Genomic DNA, 16,969 nt, shown 5'->3' on the forward strand with positions numbered 1-16,969 from the left:
CGTGACCAGACCGGCCCCCCTCGCCGGCGCCGGCCGGCTGGCCGGGGCAGCCGCGCTCATCGCCGTCCTCACCGTGCTCAGCCGGCTCGCCGGCTTCGGCCGGACCGCCGTGTTCACCTGGAGTCTCGCCCCGACCGACCTCGGTGGCGCCTACGTGGTCGCCAACGCGGTGCCGAACTTCATCTTCGAGATCGTCGCCGGTGGGGCGCTGGCCAGCCTCGTCGTACCGCTGCTGGCCGGCGCGGTCGAGGCCGGTGACCGGGAGACCGTCGCCCGGACCACCGGCGCCCTGCTGACCTGGACGCTGGCCCTGCTGGTGCCGCTCGCGCTGCTCGTGGCGTTGTTCGCCGGCCCGGTGGTCGAGTCGCTGGGGCACCACCTCACCGATGCCCAGCAGCACAGCGGCGTACGGATGCTGCGGGTCTTCGCGCCGCAGCTACCGCTGTACGGGGTCGGCATCGTGCTCACCGGGGTACTCCAGGCGCACCGCCGTTTCGCCTGGCCGGTGCTCGCTCCGCTACTGTCCAGCCTCACCGTGATCGTGGTCTACCTGGGGTTCACGGCCACCCAGGGCCGCTACGCCACGGTCGCCGGGGTGAGCCCCGGCGGCGAGGTGCTGCTCTCCGCCGGCACGACCCTCGGGGTGGTGGTGCTGTCACTGTCGCTGCTCGTTCCGGTCCGCCGGCTGCGACTGGGGGCGCGGCCCGGTTTCGGGTTCCCCCCCGACGCGCGGGCCCGGGTCGGCGCGCTGGCGGTGGCGGGCGCGGTCACCGTCACCACACAGCAGATCGCCCTGATCGTCAGCCTCAACCAGGTGACCGCGGGCGCGCGCAGCAACCCCGGCGTCTACAACCTGGCGCAGACCGTCTACCTGCTGCCGTGGGCGGTGCTGGCGGTGCCGCTGGCGGTGGCGGCCTATCCGACCCTCGCGGCGGCACGCTCGGCCGGCGACGAGGACACCTACCGGGCGACCCTGGCGCCAGCCGTGCGCGGGGTGCTGCTGTTCAGTTGCCTCGGCGCGGCGGCGCTGGTCGGCACCGCGGGGCCGGTCGGGCACTTCTTCTTCCCCGCGTCCACCGCGCCCACCGCCGCCGCCGCGATCATCGGGTACGCCCCGGGCCTGGTCGGCTACGGCCTGTTCGCGATCCTCACCCGGGCGCTCTACGCGCGCGGGCAGACCCGGGCGGCCACGGTGGCGACCGCCGCCGGTTTCCTCGTGGTGCCGCTCGCGGTGCTGACGCTCGGCCGGGTCCTGCCGCTGACCGACCGGGTGCTCGCGGTGACGTCCGCGAACTCGGTGGGCATGGTGGTGCTCGGCGCGCTGCTGGTCGTCGCGGTGGCCCGGTCCGCCGGTGCGCCGGCGCTGGCCGGAGCGGCGCGTGCCGGGGCGGCCGGTCTCCTCGCCGGCGTGCTCGCCGCGTTCGCCGGGCTGGGCCTGAGCCGCTGGCTCGACAGGCTGGACGGCGGCACCCCGACGACGGCCGGGGCGCTCGGTCAGGGCATGCTGTCCGGGGTTCTGGTCGGTGTCGTGTTCCTCGTCGTGGTCTGGTTCGTCGACCGGAGGGACGTACGGCCGCTGCTGACCGGGGTGGCCCGCCGCCTGCGGCGGGGCCAGCGGGGCCGGGCCGGCACGTCCACGCCGGGCGCGGTCCCCCCGGAGTCGGGGGACGGGAAGGAGACGGCGGTTCGGTGAGCGTTGTCAACACCATCCGGCGGTGGCCGGCATGACGGAGCGCAACGGTTGGTCGGGCGCCGTGGCGCTGGTGCTGGCGTCCAGCACCGGCGGGGTCGGCCAGCACGTCCGTTCGGTGGCGCGCGGGCTCGTGGCGTCCGGGGCGACGGTGCTGGTCTGCGGGCCGGCGGCGACGCAGGAGCAGTTCGACTTCGTCGGCGTCGGGGCGCGTTTCGAACCGGTGGAGATCCCGGCCAGCCCGACCCCGGCCGACGCGCGGGCGGTGCTCGCCCTGCGGCGGGTGCTCGCCACGACCCGGGTCGACGTGGTGCACGCGCACGGCCTGCGCGCCGGTCTCGTCGCCGTGCTGGCCCGACCGGCCGTCCCGCTGGTGGTGACCTGGCACAACGCGGTCCTCGCGGGCGGGTTGCGCGGCGGGGTGTCCCGGCTCGTCGAGCGGGTGGTCGCCCGTGGTGCCCGGGTGGCCCTCGGGGCGTCCGCCGACCTGGTCGAGCGGGCCGCCGCGCTGGGCGCCGCCGACGCGCGGCTCGCCCCGGTCGCCGCCCCGCCGCTTCCCGCGCCGCGTCGCCGTCGCGCCGCCGTCCGCGCCGAGTTCGGCGTCGGACCGGAGCAGCCGCTGATCCTCTCGGTGGGGCGGCTGCACCCGCAGAAACGCTACGACGTGCTGGTCGACGCGGCGGCCCGCTGGCGCACGCGTACCCCTCCGCCGGTCGTGGTGATCGCCGGGAGCGGCCCGGCGTACCTGGCGCTGGCCGCCCGGATCTCGGCGGCCCGCGCGCCGGTGACCCTGCTGGGGCACCGTACCGACGTGGCCGACCTGCTCGCCGGCGCCGACCTCGCGGTGGTCACCAGCGACTGGGAGGCGCGGCAGTTGTTCGCCCAGGAGGCGATGCGGGCGGGCGTGCCGCTGGTGACGACGGCGGTGGGTGGCCTGCCGGAGCTGGTCGGTGACGCCGCCGTGCTCGTCCCCTCGGTCGACGTGGACGCGGTCGACGCGGCGGTGCGCGCGCTGCTGGACGACCCGGCGGCCCGGGCGGATCTGGGCCGGCGCGGCGCCGAACGGGCGGCGACGTGGCCCACCGAGGCGGACACGGTCGCCGTGCTGGCCGCCCTCTACGCCGAACTGGCCGCCCACCCGGCGGCGCCCGGTTCCGACGCGCCCATGACGGGACACCGGTGATGGTGCGTCGACTGGCCCCGGCACTGTTGACGGTGCTCGTGGTGGCGCTGGGCGTCGCCGCGCTGGCCGTCCGGCCGCCGCAGGGCACGCCGCAGCGCACCGCCGACTTCGTGGTGCTCGCCGGTGTGGCGGGGTTGCGCTGGGAGGACGTCGACGAGCAGCGCACGCCGACGCTGTGGCGGATGGCCCAGGAGGGCTCGATCGGCTCGTTGTCGGTACGGTCCGCACACCGGCCCACCTGCCCGGTGGACGGCTGGCTGACGCTCGGCGCGGGCAGTTTCGCCGGCTGGAACGGCGCCCGCCCCGACGGCGGCTGCCCGCCGGCCTCGGTGGCCGTGGAGCAGCCGGACGGGATCGGCGCGAACCTGCCCGACCAGGAGAGCGTGGTCCAGTACAACCAGCAGCGGCTGCCGTGGGGCACCCTGCCCGGGTCGCTGTCGGAGTCGGTGCGCTGCTCGGTCGCCGTGGGTCCGGGCGCCGCCGTGGCCGCCGCGCGGCCCTTCGGCCGGGTCGACAGGTACGCCGCGGGTCTGCCGGCCGATCCGCGCCGGCTGCTCGGCTCGTGCGTGCTGAGCATCGTCGACCTCGGCACGATCGAGGGGACCGACCCGGCGGCGCGCGCCGAGGAGGCGCGGGCGGCCGACGCGCAGTTGGCCCGGGTCCTGGCCGCCCGCCCGCCGCGGTCGCTGGTGCTGGTCGCCGGCATCTCCGACACCGAGCGACCGTCGCGGCTGCACGTGGCGATCGCCGACGGCCCGGGGTGGGAGCGGGGCTGGCTCACCTCGGCCAGCACCGGCCGGGACGGTTACCTGCAACTCGTCGACCTCGCGCCCACGGCGCTGGCCGCGTTGGGCCGGCCGATGCCGGAGCGGCTGTTCCTGGGCCGTCCGGCGGTCAGCACGGGCGGCCGGCCGGCGGACCTGACGGAGGCGATCGACGCCCCGGCGGACGCCGACCGGGAGGCGGCCGCCCAGCGGACCGTCTCCGGCGGGTTCTTCACCGTGCTGGCCGTGGTGCAGGTGCTGCTGGCCCTGGCGGTGCTGCCGTTGCTGCGCCGCGCCCGGCCGCACGCCGGCCCGACCGGTCCGACCCCGATTCCCGCCCGGGTCGTGGCGGTGGTCGAGCTGCTGCTGGTCGCGGCGGCGTTGACCGTTCCGGCCGCGTTGCTGGCCGACGCCGTCCCCTGGTGGCGGGGTGGGCACCCGGGGTGGATCTTCGCCGGGGTCACCGCGTTGCTGGTCGCGGGAGGCACGGCCGCGGTGCGGTTCGCCCCCGGGTACGCCAGGACCCTCGGCCCGGTCGGCGCGGTGGCCGGCCTCACCACCCTGGTCGTCGGGGTGGACGTGCTGACCGGTGCCCGCCTCCAGCTCAACGGTGTGGTCGGCTACTCCGCGTTGCAGGGTGGCCGCTACGCCGGGCTGAGCACGGTCGCGCTCGGGGTGTTCCTCGCCGGCGCGCTGGTGACCGGCGGGTGGCTCGCCCAGCGGGTGCACCGGCGCTGGCGGCCCGCCGTGATGGTCGCCGTGGGTGGCCTCGCCGTGGTGGTGGTGGGCAGCCCGTACCTGGGCGCCGACCCGGTCGGCGCGATCGCGCTGACCGCCGGCCTGAGCGTGGCGGCGGCGATCAGCGCCGGTGGCTGGCTGACCATCAGCCGGCTGGCGTGGGCCAGCATGGCCGCCCTGGCGGTCGGTATCGGTTTCGCCGTGGTGGACCTGCGCCGGCCGGCGGCCGAGCGGGGGAGCCTGGGCCGGTTCCTGTCCGCGGTCGGCGACGGCACCGGCGGGTTCACCGTGCACCGTTCCAGCACGGCCAACTTCGAGACGTTGGTGAACAGCCCGCTGACCGTGCTGGCGATCGTCGGCGGGCTGCTGGTGTGGTTCGCCCTGCTCCAGCCGTGGGGTGGGCTGATGCGGCTGTTCGGCATCTACCCGGCGGTGCGGGCGGCGTTCGGTGGCACGGCCGTCGCCGCGGTGCTGGGCGGCGTGCTCGACGGCGCGGCGCTGGACGTGGCCGGCGCGGCGGCCGCCCTGGTGGTGCCGATGGCGGCGCTGGCGTCGTTGCGGGTCCTCGGGCACGCCGCCGACCGGACCCGTCCCGGCACCGGCCGCGCGCGGGAGGACGAGGCCGACGACGATTCGGGTTCCGGGGGCGACGGGCCGGCCGGCGGAGGGAACGGTCCGACCGGCGGCGGTGGTCCGCTGGGCGCGGGTCACCCCCGGCCGGTCAGCGGTGCGCCCGCCGCGCCGCCCCGTACGGTCGTCCGGGGGCTGGACCTGGGCTCGCCGGCGGTCGACGGCGCCGGACGGCCGGACGGTCCCACGGGGGGCGCTGCGGCCACCGCTCCGGCGCAGCGGCGTCCGGCGGACGCGCCGGTGGACCGGCCATCGAGCGAGGTTGCCGCCTCCTGACCGCCGGGTGTCGTCGAGATGGCCCAGCCGGGGTGCGGCCTGCGAGTACCCGTCGCGGAGGTGTTACCGTGGAATCCCGTGGATCGCGTGATCACTTTGCTGATCGAGCACGGCGGTCTGCATGACCGCGACAGACGACACGGGAGCAGGCCTTGGCCCCATCAGCACGGACGACCAGGCACATTTTCGTCACCGGGGGCGTCGCCTCCTCGCTGGGTAAGGGCCTCACCGCCTCCAGCCTCGGCAACCTGTTGACCGCGCGCGGGCTGCGCGTGGTGATGCAGAAGCTCGACCCCTACCTGAACGTCGACCCGGGGACGATGAACCCGTTCCAGCACGGCGAGGTCTTCGTCACCGAGGACGGCGCCGAGACCGACCTCGACGTCGGACACTACGAGCGTTTCCTCGACCGGGCGCTGTCCGGCAAGGCGAACGTCACCACCGGGCAGATCTACTCCGACGTCATCGCCAAGGAGCGGCGCGGCGAGTACCTGGGCGACACCGTCCAGGTCATCCCGCACATCACCAACGAGATCAAGTCGCGGATCCTGGCGATGGCGGATCCGGACGAGGACGGCGTCCTGCCCGACGTGGTCATCACCGAGGTCGGCGGCACGGTGGGCGACATCGAGTCGCTGCCGTTCCTGGAGGCGATCCGCCAGGTCCGTCACGACCTGGGCCGGGACAACTGCTTCTACCTGCACGTCTCGCTGGTGCCGTACCTGGCCCCGTCGGGCGAGCTGAAGACCAAGCCGACCCAGCACTCGGTGGCGCAGCTGCGCAACATCGGTATCCAGCCGGACGCCATCGTGCTGCGCTGCGACCGGGAGATCCCGGAGAAGCTCAAGGAGAAGCTGTCGCTCTACTGCGACGTGGACCGCGAGGCGGTCGTCGCCGCCCCGGACGCGCCGAGCATCTACGACATCCCGAAGGTGCTGCACCGCGAGGGGCTCGACGCGTACGTGGTGCGCCGGCTCGGGCTGTCGTTCCGGGACGTGGACTGGACGAGCTGGGACGACCTGCTGGAGCGGGTGCACCGCCCCCGGCACACGGTGACCGTCGCGGTGGTCGGCAAGTACGTCGACCTGCCCGACGCGTACCTGTCGGTGAGCGAGGCGATCCGGGCGGCCGGGTTCGGCAACCGGTCGCGGGTGCAGCTCAAGTGGGTGCCCAGCGACGAGTGCGTCACCCCGGCGGGCGCGGCGGCGGCCCTGGCCGGCGTGGACGGCATCCTCATCCCGGGTGGGTTCGGCGTGCGCGGCATCGAGGGCAAGATCGGCACGGCCCGGTACGCCCGGGAGAACGGCATCCCGCTGCTCGGCCTCTGCCTCGGGTTGCAGTGCATGACGATCGACGTGGCCCGGCACCTGGCCGGCCTGGACGGCGCGAACTCCCTCGAATTCGACGAGCAGGCGGCGCACCCGGTCATCGCCACCATGGCCGACCAGGAGGACATCGTCGCCGGCAAGGGCGACCTGGGTGGCACCATGCGGCTCGGGGCGTACCCGGCGACGTTGACCGAGGGCTCGATCGTCGCCGAGGCGTACGGCAGCACCGACATCAGCGAGCGGCACCGGCACCGCTACGAGGTCAACAACGCCTACCGGGACGCGCTGACCAAGGCGGGCCTGCACATCTCCGGCACCTCGCCGGACGGCCGCCTGGTCGAGTTCATCGAGCTGGACCGCGACCTGCACCCGTTCTTCGTGGCCACCCAGGCGCACCCGGAGCTCAAGAGCCGCCCGACCCGTCCGCACCCGCTGTTCGCGTCGTTCGTCAAGGCCGCGGTGGCGTACTCGCAGGCCGACCAGTTGCCGGTCGACCTCGAGGCGGCCGCGGAGGCGCCGTCGACCCGCAAGGCCGCCCGCAACGGCGCCGCCACGAAGGCGTCGGCGTGACCGAGCATCGCTACGAGGTCCGCTCCCGTGAGGAGCGCTACCGGGGGCGGATCTTCGACGTGGTCACCGAGGAGGTGACCATGCCGGGCGGCGGCACCGGGCGGCGTGACCTCGTGCGGCACGTCGGGGCGGTGGCCGTGGTGGCTCTCGACGACGCCGGTCAGGTGGTGCTGATCCGCCAGTACCGGCACCCGGTGGGCCGGCACCTGTGGGAGCTGCCGGCCGGGCTGATGGACGTCTCCGGCGAGGAGTTGCCGGCGGCCGCGCTGCGCGAGCTGGCCGAGGAGGCCGACCTGACCGCCGGGCGGATCGACGTGCTGGTCGACCTGCACAGCTCGCCGGGCTTCACCAACGAGCTCGTCCGGGTCTTCCTGGCCCGGGATCTCGCCGACGTGCCGGCCGACGAGCGGCACGAGCGCCACGACGAGGAGGCCGACCTCCAGGTCGTCCGCGTCGACCTGGACGAGGCGGTCGGCATGGTCCTGGCCGGCGAGATCACCAACGCGTCCGCGGTGGCCGGCCTGCTCGCGGCGGCGCGTGGCCGGGACACCGGCTTCGCGGCGCTGCGCCGGGCGGAGGCGCCGCTGCCGCGCTGAGCGCCGCCGGCGGTCCAGCCGATCATCGAGTACGCGCCAAAGGGGCCCCGCCGACGGCGGGGCCCCTTTGTATGGTCGCGCGGACGGTCAGTCCCGCAGCTGGCGGCCCTGCGCGTCGGTGCCGCCGTTGACGAGGATGAGGATGCCGTCGATCAGGCCCCAGAGGCCGCCGGCGCCGCAGGTCACCAGGCTCACGACGAGCTGGAGCACGGCGATCTTGGTGTGTCCGGTGTAGAACCGACCGGCCCCGAAGGTGCCGAGCAGGATGCCGAGGATGCCCGCGACGACCTTGCTCTTGTCGGAGTAACCCGGGGCGTACCCGGGCTGGTAAGGAGGAGTGGTCATGGGCGGACACAATAGTGATCCACTCGCCCGCTGTCCGTACCGCCACCCGTCAGATGGGACGATAATGGGCGAACACTGTCCTGACGGTTGAGGCGACGTCCACCGCCGGCCCGGGTCCTACCCTGACAATCCGTCAGGTCACCCGGGCACCGAATGCCACTGTGCTGGCTCGTGGCGGCACCGGACGCGCCTAGACTGCCGCCGGCGGGACCGGTGGACCGCGGCGGCAACGGGGCCGTCGTGGCACCGAGCGGTCGGGGGAAACGCAACCCCCGAAGAGAGGTGTCTGCATCGTGAAGGTCGGAATCCCACGCGAGGTCAAGAACCACGAGTACCGCGTGGCGATCACGCCGGCGGGCGTCAACGAGTTCACCCGCAGCGGCCACCAGGTCTTCGTCGAGTCCGGCGCCGGCGTCGGCTCCAGCATCACCGACGAGGAGTTCGCCGCCGCCGGCGCGAAGATCCTCGACACCGCCGACGAGGTCTGGGACACCGCCGAGCTGGTGCTCAAGGTCAAGGAGCCGATCGCCGAGGAGTACCACCGGATGCGCGAGGGGCAGGTGCTCTTCACCTACCTGCACCTGGCCGCCTCCAAGGAGTGCACGGACGCGCTGGTCGACCGGAAGGTCACCGGCATCGCGTACGAGACGGTGGAGCTGCCCGACAAGTCGCTGCCGCTGCTCGCCCCGATGTCCGAGGTCGCCGGCCGGCTCGCCCCGCAGGTCGGCGCGTTCTACATGATGCGGACCGGCGGCGGCCGCGGGGTGCTGCCCGGCGGTGTCTCCGGCGTGTACGCGGCGAAGACCGTGGTCATCGGCGCCGGTGTCTCCGGCCTGAACGCCGCCGCCATCGCCCTGGGCCTGCAGTCCGAGGTGCTGCTGCTGGACAAGAACGTGGCCCGGCTGCGTCAGGCCGACGCCATCTACCGGGGGCACCTGCAGACCGTCGCCTCCAACGCGTACGAGATCGAGCGGGCCGTCCTCGACGCCGACCTGGTCATCGGCGCGGTGCTGGTGCCCGGCGCGAAGGCACCGACGCTCATCTCCAACGAACTGGTCTCCCGGATGAAGCCGGGCAGCGTGCTCGTCGACATCGCCATCGACCAGGGCGGCTGCTTCGAGGACTCGCGCCCCACCACGCACGCCGACCCGGTCTACAAGGTGCACGAGTCGATCTTCTACTGCGTGGCGAACATGCCCGGCGCGGTGCCGAACACCAGCACCTACGCGCTGACCAACGTCACCCTGCCGTACGCCCTCGAACTGGCCAACCAGGGCTGGCGCGACGCGCTGCGCAGCGACCCGGCGCTGGCGCTGGGCCTCAACACCCACGACGGCCAGGTCACCTACGGCCCGGTCGCCGAGGCGCACGGCATGCCCGTGCTGACGCTGGCCGAGGTGCTGGGCTGACCGACTCCGCGGTGCCGCGGGCCGGTGCGGGCGTCGAACCCGCGCCGGCCCTGCGCCGTGCCGTCCGCGGCTACCTCGACCACCTCACCGTCGAGCGTGGCCTCTCCGCGAACACCCTCGCCTCGTACCGCCGGGATCTGGACCGCTACCTGGCCACCCTGGCCGACGCCGGCGTCGCCGACCTCGCGTCGGTCGCCCCCGGCGTCGTCGAGTCGCACCTGGCCCGACTGCGCGCCGGCGACGACGACCACCCGCCCCTTGCCGTGTCGTCGGCCGCCCGCGCGGCCAGCGCGGTGCGGGGCCTGCACCGGTTCGCCCTGCGCGAAGGGCTGGCCGGCGCCGACCCGAGCCGCGACGTCCGCCCGCCCACCCCGCCCCGCCGGCTGCCCCGCGCGCTGGGAGTCGACGACGTGGTCCGGCTGCTGGAGACCGCCGGCCCGGTCACCGCGACCGGCGACGGCGCGTCGCTCGCGCTGCGCGACCGGGCGCTGCTGGAGTTCCTGTACGGCACCGGCGCGCGCATCTCCGAGGCGGTCGGCGCGGCGATCGACGACCTGGACGTCGACGAGGGCACCGTGCTGCTGCGCGGCAAGGGCGGCCGGATGCGCCTCGTCCCGATCGGCGGGTACGCCGTCGACGCGGTCCGCGCCTACCTGGTCCGGGCCCGCCCGACGCTGGCCGCCGCCGGCCGGGGCACCCCGGCGGTGTTCCTCAACGCCCGGGGTGGCGCGCTGTCCCGCCAGGGCGCCTGGATCATCCTGCGGCACGCCGCCGCCCGCGCCGGACTGCCGGTCGACGGACCCTCGGCGGTGTCCCCGCACACCCTGCGTCACTCGTACGCGACCCACCTGCTCGACGGCGGCGCCGACGTACGGGTCGTGCAGGAACTGCTCGGCCACGCCTCGGTGACCACCACCCAGGTCTACACCCTCGTCACCGTCGAACGGCTGCGCGAGGTGTACGCCACCGCGCACCCGCGCGCCCGCGACTGACGGCCCCGGCGGGCGTCGGCCCCGACACGCCGGGCCGGTGCCGAACGCCCTGCTGGTCGGTGGCGTACAGTCGGCATCGGCGCGGACCTCCTGGGGCGACAGACCGGGGTGCGCAGCGGCGCCGCGAAGGACGTCGGACGGCTCCGACGCCGGGTGGGTCGTCGGGAGGGGGCAACGAGGACATGGCTGGCAACGGTGACCGTGCCGAGACGTGGACGTCGGAGCTCCGCGAGCAGCAGGCCGCGCTCGGCAACGATCTGGGTCCGGCGGACCCGGCCGCCTACACCATGCGCAAGCCCATCCCCGAGCCGATGCCCACCGATCGGCACGGTCCGGCGCGCATCATCGCGATGGCCAACCAGAAGGGTGGCGTCGGCAAGACGACCACCACCATCAACCTGGGCGCGGCCCTCGCCGAGTACGGCCGCAAGGTGCTGCTCGTCGACTTCGACCCGCAGGGCGCACTCTCGGTGGGCCTGGGCGTCAACCCGCACAACCTCGACCTGTCCGTCTACAACCTGCTCATGCAGGACGACGTGACCGCCGAGGACGTCCTCATCAAGACCGACGTCGCGGGCCTGCACCTGCTGCCCGCCAACATCGACCTCTCCGCCGCCGAGATCCAGCTCGTGAACGAGGTCGCCCGGGAGATGGCCCTGGCCCGGGTGCTGCGCTCGGTCCGCAAGGAGTACGACTACATCCTGATCGACTGCCAGCCGTCACTCGGCCTGCTGGCGATCAACGCGCTGACCGTCGCGCACGGCGTGCTCATCCCGCTCGAGTGCGAGTTCTTCAGCCTGCGGGGCGTGGCCCTGCTGCTCGACACCATCGACAAGGTGCGCGAACGGCTCAACTTCGACCTGGAACTCGAAGGCATCCTCGCCACCATGTACGACAGCCGCACCACCCACTGCCGCCAGGTGCTCCAGCGGGTGGTCGAGGCGTTCGGCGACAAGGTCTACCAGACGGTCATCACCAAGACGGTGAAGTTCCCCGAGTCCACCGTGGCCGGTGCCCCGATCACGACGATGGACCCGGCCTCCTCCGGGGCGCGTAACTACCGTCAGCTGGCCCGCGAGGTGATCGCCGCCCAGTCGGAGCGGTAGCCGGACGTCCCGGTGCCCGCCTCGTGGACTACGGTCGTGCGGTGACCGCGCCGCCCCTCGACCCGCCCGACACCGCCGATCCGGCCGTGGTCGACGAGGCGCAGCCCACCGGCTTCACGGTGCGACTCGCCAACTTCACCGGCCCCTTCGACCTGCTGTTGCAGCTCATCGGCAAACACAAGCTCGACGTCACCGAGGTGGCCCTGCACACGGTCACCGACGAGTTCATCGCCTACATCCGGGCCATGGGCGACGACTGGGACCTGGACGAGGCCAGCGAGTTCCTGCTCATCGCCGCGACCCTGCTCGACCTGAAGGCCGCCCGGCTGCTGCCCGCCGCCGACGTCGAGGACGAGGAGGACCTCGCCCTGCTGGAGGCCCGGGACCTGCTCTTCGCCCGGCTGCTGCAGTACAAGGCGTACAAGGAGGCGGCGGCCCACATCGCCGAGCTGGAGGCGGTCGGCGGTCGCCGCTACCCCCGCGCGGTGAGCCTGGAACCCCGCTACGCCGAGGCGCTGCCCGACCTGGTGCTCGGCATCGGCCCGCAGCGGCTGTTGAAGCTGGCCGTGAAGGCGATGACCCCGAAGGCCGCGCCGGAGGTGTCCATCGCCCACGTGCACATGGTCCGGGTCAGTGTCCGGGAACACGCGGCGATCCTCACCGCCCGGCTGCGCCGCGCCGGCACGGCGACGTTCTCGCTGCTCTGCGCCGACTGCGAGGCCACCCTGGAGGTGGTGGCGCGGTTCCTGGCGTTGCTGGAGCTGTACCGGGAGGGTCTGGTGGCCTTCGTGCAGGAACAGGCCCTGGAGGAGCTGACCGTGCGCTGGACCGGGCCCGCCGACGGCGAGACCGAACTGCACGTCGACGAGTACGCCGGCACGGCCGCCGAGCCCGAACCGAACGCCGGGCCGGAGCCGGCAGGGCTGGCAGCGGCCGGGCCGGAGGCGGCGGGGGAGACCGGCGGTGCCGCCGGGACGCGAGCGACAGAGGGTGAGCCGGATGAGTGACGAAGAACGCCGGGACTCGCTGGCCGACCAGGCCGCCGCCTGGGTCCCCCCGTGGGAACGCCCCCGCCCGGCTGCCCCGACCACCCCCGAGGCCGCGTCGGCGCCCGCGGAGGTCCCGGGGGCCGACGAGCCGGCCGAGCCGCCACCGACAACCGCGCCGGTCGAGGCCGCCGAGACGGCCGAGTCCGCCGAGTCGGCCGAGTTCTTAGAGACGGCCGACACGGTCCTGACGGCCCCAGCCGCAGAGACCACCGAGTCGGCCGAGTCGGTTCCGACCGCCCCGACCGCCGAGGTTTCCGAGGCCGTCGGGCCGGTTGAGCAGGCTGCGGCGGCCGAGTCGGCGGTGGCCGCCAGCACTGTCGAGCCCGTGCCGGCCGCGCCCACGGAGGCGTCTGGTGCGGTTCAGGCGGGGACCCGGGACGTACCCCCTCGACAGGCGGCCGGGCGGCGGAGGGCGGCCGTCGCGCCGGAGCCCGCGCCCGAGCTGGCCGACGCCGAGTTGCGCGGCGCGCTGGAGGCGATCCTCCTGGTGGTGGACGAACCGGTCGGCGAGCTGGTCCTGGCCCAGGTGCTGGAGCAGCCGGCCGAGCGGATCGGGCCGCTGCTCGACGAGATCGCGGCCGGCTACACGGCCGCCGGGCACGGCTTCGAGCTGCGCCGGGCCGCCGGCGGTTGGCGGTTGTACACCCGCCCGGAATACGCTACCTACGTCGAGCGGTTCGTCCTGGACGGGCAGTCCGTGCGGCTGACCCAGGCGGCTCTGGAGACCCTGGCCGTGGTCGCGTACAAGCAGCCGGTCACCCGGTCGCGGATCTCGGCCATCCGGGGTGTCAACTGCGACGGCGTCATCCGTACGCTTGTCACTCGCGGTCTTGTCGAGGAGTGCGGCACCGAATCGGACAGCGGGGCGTTCCTGTACCGGACCACCACGCTGTTCCTGGAGAAGCTCGGGCTGAACACCGTCGACGAGTTGCCACCCCTCGCACCCTTCCTGCCCGACGACGTAGAAGAGCTTGCTGATGCGACCCGATAACCGTTCCCCGAAGCCCGACGCCCCCGTCTACGAGGGCGCGGAACGCCTGCAGAAGGTGCTCGCCGCCGCCGGCGTGGGTTCCCGGCGCGCCTGCGAGGACCTGATCTTCCGGCGCCGGGTCACCGTGGACGGGCGGGTGGCCAAGCTCGGCGACAAGGTCGACCCGGCCCAGGCCGTGATCCACGTCGACGGCGAGCGCCTCCAGGTCGACGTCCGCCTGGTCTACGTGGCGATGAACAAGCCGCGCGGGGTGGTCACCACCATGGCGGACGAGAAGGGCCGCACCGAGCTGGCCGACTTCATCGGCAGGCGGCTGGACCAGCGGGTCTACCACGTCGGGCGGCTTGACGCGGACAGCGAGGGCCTGCTGCTGCTCACCAACGACGGCACCCTGGCGCACAAGCTCATGCACCCCTCGTACGAGGTGCTGAAGACCTACCTGGCCGAGGTGGTCGGGCCGATCCCGCGCAACCTGAGCAAGCGGCTCCTGGCGGGCGTCGAGCTGGAGGACGGGCCGGTCAAGGTCGACTCGTTCAAGGTGGTCGGCACCCTGGGCAAGAGCGCCCAGGTGGAGCTGAGCCTGCACGAAGGGCGCAAGCACATCGTCCGGCGGTTGATGGACGAGGTCGGGCACCCGGTGACCCGTCTGGTGCGTACCTCCATCGGTCCGATCCGGTTGGGCGACCTGCGCACCGGGCGTCTGCGGCGGCTGACCAACGCGGAGGTCGCCGCCCTGTTCCGCGCGGTGGGCGACTGACCCCCGGCCTTGCGGGTACGGCTGCCGGTAGGCTCCGCAGCGGCCGGGAAGCGGCCGCCGGAGGTGGCGTGCGTCGCCTCGGGCGGCGTCGCGTGTGGGTCCGCCACGGGCCCCGGGCATGATGGATGACGATGGACAACCGCTTGCGGCGTCAGAGCACCGGGCGATCCGCGAGGTACGGGCTGAGGAGGACACGGTGGAGGAAAACGTACGGGCCGAGCGATGTGTGGTCGCTGTGGACGGGCCGTCCGGTTCGGGTAAGTCCACCGTGTCGCGGCGGCTCGCCGCCGGCATCGGTGCGCGCTACCTCGACACCGGGGCGATGTACCGGGCGATCACGTGGGCCGTGCTGCGCTCCGGCGTGGACCTCACGGACGCCGCGTCGGTGGCCAAGGTCGCCGGCGAGGCGGACCTGCGCATCGGCACCGACCCCCAGGGGTACGGCGTGACCGTCGACGGGGTGGGCGTGGACGCGGACATCCGCGGGCCCGAGGTGACCCAGGCGGTCTCCGCCGTCGCCGCCGTGCCGGCCGTCCGTGAGCTGCTTGTCGCCCGGCAGCGCCAGATGATCGTCAACGCGGGTCGGATGGTGGTCGAGGGCCGGGACATCGGCTCGGTCGTGGCGCCGGACGCCGACCTGAAGGTCTTCCTGACCGCCTCCGAGGCGGCCCGCGCGGCCCGGCGCAGCGCCGAGGACGCCTCCGACGTGACGGCCACCGCCGCCGACCTGGCCCGCCGCGACCGGCTCGACTCGACCCGCAAGGTCAACCCGCTGGCCCAGGCGCCGGACGCCGTCGTGCTGGACACCACCGAGCTGGGCATCGACGAGGTCGTGGCCCGGCTGCGTGACCTGCTCACCGAGCGGGGAGTGGCATGAGCGAGGGTGGTGGCTGGGTCGAGCTGCGCGAGCCTGACCTCGCCGTCGAGGAGCCGACCGGCCCGCAGCCGGTGGTCGCGGTCGTCGGCCGTCCCAACGTGGGCAAGTCGACGCTCGTCAACCGGATCATCGGCCGCCGACAGGCGGTCGTCGAGGACATTCCCGGCGTGACCCGGGACCGCGTGCCGTACGACGCGCAGTGGAACGGCCGGTCGTTCACCGTGGTGGACACCGGCGGTTGGGAACCGGACGCGAAGGACCGTGCCGCGGCCATCGCCGCGCAGGCCGAGACGGCCGTGCTCACCGCCGACGTGGTCCTCTTCGTGGTCGACGCGATGGTCGGCTCCACCGACGTGGACGAGGCCGCGGTGAAGATGCTGCGCCGCAGCGCCAAGCCGGTCATCCTGGTGGCCAACAAGGCTGACAACACCTCCATCGAGATGGAGGCCGTGTCGCTGTGGTCGCTCGGCCTCGGCGAGCCGTTCCCGGTGTCCGCGCTGCACGGGCGCGGCTCCGGTGACCTGCTGGACGCCATCCTCGCCGCGCTGCCGGAAGCCCCGGCGATCGTCGAGAACCGGCCGCGCGGGCCACGCCGGGTGGCGCTGGTCGGCCGGCCGAACGTGGGCAAGTCCAGCCTGCTCAACCGGTTCTCCGGCGAGGACCGGGCGGTCGTCGACTCGGTCGCCGGCACCACAGTGGACCCGGTGGACAGCCTGGTCGAGATCGGCGGCCAGACCTGGCAGCTCGTGGACACCGCCGGCCTGCGCAAGCGGGTCGGCAAGGCCAGCGGCACCGAGTACTACGCCAGCCTGCGTACCGCCGGCGCGATCGAGGCCGCCGAGGTGGCCGTCGTGCTGCTGGACGCCAGCGAGCCGATCAGCGAGCAGGACCAGCGGATCCTCACCATGGTGACCGAGGCCGGCCGGGCGCTGGTCATCGCCTTCAACAAGTGGGACCTGGTCGACGCCGACCGCCGGTACTACCTGGACAAGGAGATCGACCGGGAGTTGCGCCGCATCCCCTGGGCGATCCGGCTGAACCTGTCGGCCATGACCGGCCGCGCCGTCGACAAGCTGGCCCCGGCCCTCAACAAGGCCCTGGCGAGCTGGGAGACCCGCGTACCGACCGCGCAGCTCAACCAGTGGCTCACCGCGCTCGTACAGGCCACCCCGCACCCGGTGCGCGGTGGACGGGCGCCGCGCATCCTGTTCGCCACGCAGGCCGGGGTCGCGCCGCCGCGGTTCGTCCTCTTCACCACGGGCCCGCTCGACGCCGGCTACCAGCGGTTCGTCGAGCGCAAGCTCCGCGAGGAGTTCGGGTACGAGGGCAGCCCCATCGAGATCTCCGTACGCCCCCGCAAGAAGCTCGGCCCCGGCGGCCGGGGCAAGGCACACGGCTGACCTTTGTGAAGGGGTGGGCCAGGCTCTCTCTCCTGGCCCACCCTCCTAGGACGCTTTAGGGGTTGTGGGGTGGTTCGCCGCTCCGACAATGCGGGTGGGGCCTGTGCGGACGGGGCAGGAGTGCTGCGCTAAGCTGTACCGGCTGTCGCAGGGGGAACTCTGCGGGGGCGGGACGTGGCGCAGCTTGGTAGCGCACTTGACTGGGGGTCAAGGGGTCGTCGGTTCGAATCCGGCCGTCCCGACAGACAAAAAGCCCTGACCAGCGGAA

Annotated in this window: 14 protein-coding genes and 1 tRNA gene; 14 read left to right on the forward strand and 1 reads right to left on the reverse strand. The window is 73.8% G+C overall.

Features of this window, described 5'->3' with window-relative positions; genetic code table 11:
- Position 1 precedes the first annotated feature (1 nt).
- The 5 genes from murJ (at position 2) to AC3EN4_RS27630 (ending at position 7,775) form a co-directional block, all read left to right on the forward strand.
- Entirely contained in the window at positions 2 to 1,693 is a 1,692-nt protein-coding gene (murJ, locus tag AC3EN4_RS27610; protein WP_435209021.1) for a murein biosynthesis integral membrane protein MurJ, read from the forward strand.
- Between the two features lie 31 nt (positions 1,694 to 1,724).
- Entirely contained in the window at positions 1,725 to 2,873 is a 1,149-nt protein-coding gene (locus AC3EN4_RS27615; protein WP_435209104.1) for a glycosyltransferase family 4 protein, read from the forward strand.
- Entirely contained in the window at positions 2,873 to 5,281 is a 2,409-nt protein-coding gene (locus AC3EN4_RS27620) for a hypothetical protein (protein ID WP_435209023.1), read from the forward strand. The genes AC3EN4_RS27615 and AC3EN4_RS27620 overlap by 1 nt, the downstream gene beginning before the upstream one ends.
- Positions 5,282 to 5,433: 152 nt before the next feature.
- Positions 5,434 to 7,179, forward strand: coding sequence for a CTP synthase (gene pyrG, locus AC3EN4_RS27625; RefSeq protein WP_422739671.1), 1,746 nt, complete (start codon positions 5,434 to 5,436; stop codon positions 7,177 to 7,179).
- Positions 7,176 to 7,775: an NUDIX domain-containing protein gene (locus tag AC3EN4_RS27630; RefSeq protein WP_435209025.1), complete on the forward strand. Its 600-nt coding sequence runs from the start codon at positions 7,176 to 7,178 to the stop codon at positions 7,773 to 7,775. Before pyrG ends, AC3EN4_RS27630 begins: the two co-directional genes overlap by 4 nt.
- Positions 7,776 to 7,862: 87 nt before the next feature.
- Here AC3EN4_RS27630 and AC3EN4_RS27635 read toward each other — a convergent pair whose 3' ends face one another.
- Complete coding sequence (locus AC3EN4_RS27635) at positions 7,863 to 8,186, reverse strand: TM2 domain-containing protein (protein WP_422740674.1); 324 nt, start codon at positions 8,184 to 8,186, stop codon at positions 7,863 to 7,865.
- A gap of 227 nt (positions 8,187 to 8,413) precedes the next feature.
- On the opposite strand from AC3EN4_RS27635, the gene ald reads away from it, so the two are divergent.
- The 9 genes from ald to AC3EN4_RS27680 all read left to right on the forward strand — a co-directional run bounded on the left by ald (position 8,414) and on the right by AC3EN4_RS27680 (position 16,943).
- Positions 8,414 to 9,529 (forward strand): alanine dehydrogenase, encoded by a 1,116-nt coding sequence (ald, locus tag AC3EN4_RS27640; protein WP_422739673.1) that lies wholly within the window; start codon positions 8,414 to 8,416, stop codon positions 9,527 to 9,529.
- A gap of 11 nt (positions 9,530 to 9,540) precedes the next feature.
- Positions 9,541 to 10,521 carry a site-specific tyrosine recombinase XerD gene (locus AC3EN4_RS27645; RefSeq protein WP_421476092.1) on the forward strand — a complete coding sequence of 327 codons (981 nt, stop codon included), beginning with the start codon at positions 9,541 to 9,543 and terminating at the stop codon, positions 10,519 to 10,521.
- Between the two features lie 182 nt (positions 10,522 to 10,703).
- Positions 10,704 to 11,627 (forward strand): ParA family protein, encoded by a 924-nt coding sequence (locus tag AC3EN4_RS27650; RefSeq protein ID WP_357120878.1) that lies wholly within the window; start codon positions 10,704 to 10,706, stop codon positions 11,625 to 11,627.
- Between the two features lie 41 nt (positions 11,628 to 11,668).
- Positions 11,669 to 12,634: a segregation and condensation protein A gene (locus AC3EN4_RS27655; protein ID WP_435209028.1), complete on the forward strand. Its 966-nt coding sequence runs from the start codon at positions 11,669 to 11,671 to the stop codon at positions 12,632 to 12,634.
- Positions 12,627 to 13,667, forward strand: a complete 1,041-nt coding sequence (gene scpB / locus AC3EN4_RS27660; RefSeq protein ID WP_435209030.1) for an SMC-Scp complex subunit ScpB — start codon at positions 12,627 to 12,629, stop codon at positions 13,665 to 13,667. Before AC3EN4_RS27655 ends, scpB begins: the two co-directional genes overlap by 8 nt.
- Positions 13,654 to 14,424 carry a pseudouridine synthase gene (locus AC3EN4_RS27665; RefSeq protein WP_422739676.1) on the forward strand — a complete coding sequence of 257 codons (771 nt, stop codon included), beginning with the start codon at positions 13,654 to 13,656 and terminating at the stop codon, positions 14,422 to 14,424. The genes scpB and AC3EN4_RS27665 overlap by 14 nt, the downstream gene beginning before the upstream one ends.
- 196 nt (positions 14,425 to 14,620) lie before the next feature.
- A complete protein-coding gene (cmk, locus tag AC3EN4_RS27670) occupies positions 14,621 to 15,301 on the forward strand; it encodes a (d)CMP kinase (protein WP_435209032.1) in 681 nt (226 codons plus the stop codon).
- A complete protein-coding gene (der, locus tag AC3EN4_RS27675) occupies positions 15,298 to 16,701 on the forward strand; it encodes a ribosome biogenesis GTPase Der (protein ID WP_422739678.1) in 1,404 nt (467 codons plus the stop codon). Before cmk ends, der begins: the two co-directional genes overlap by 4 nt.
- A gap of 168 nt (positions 16,702 to 16,869) precedes the next feature.
- Positions 16,870 to 16,943, forward strand: a tRNA-Pro gene (locus AC3EN4_RS27680).
- The last annotated feature ends 26 nt before the right edge of the window (positions 16,944 to 16,969 follow it).

The organism is Micromonospora sp. bgisy143, assembly GCF_057708145.1.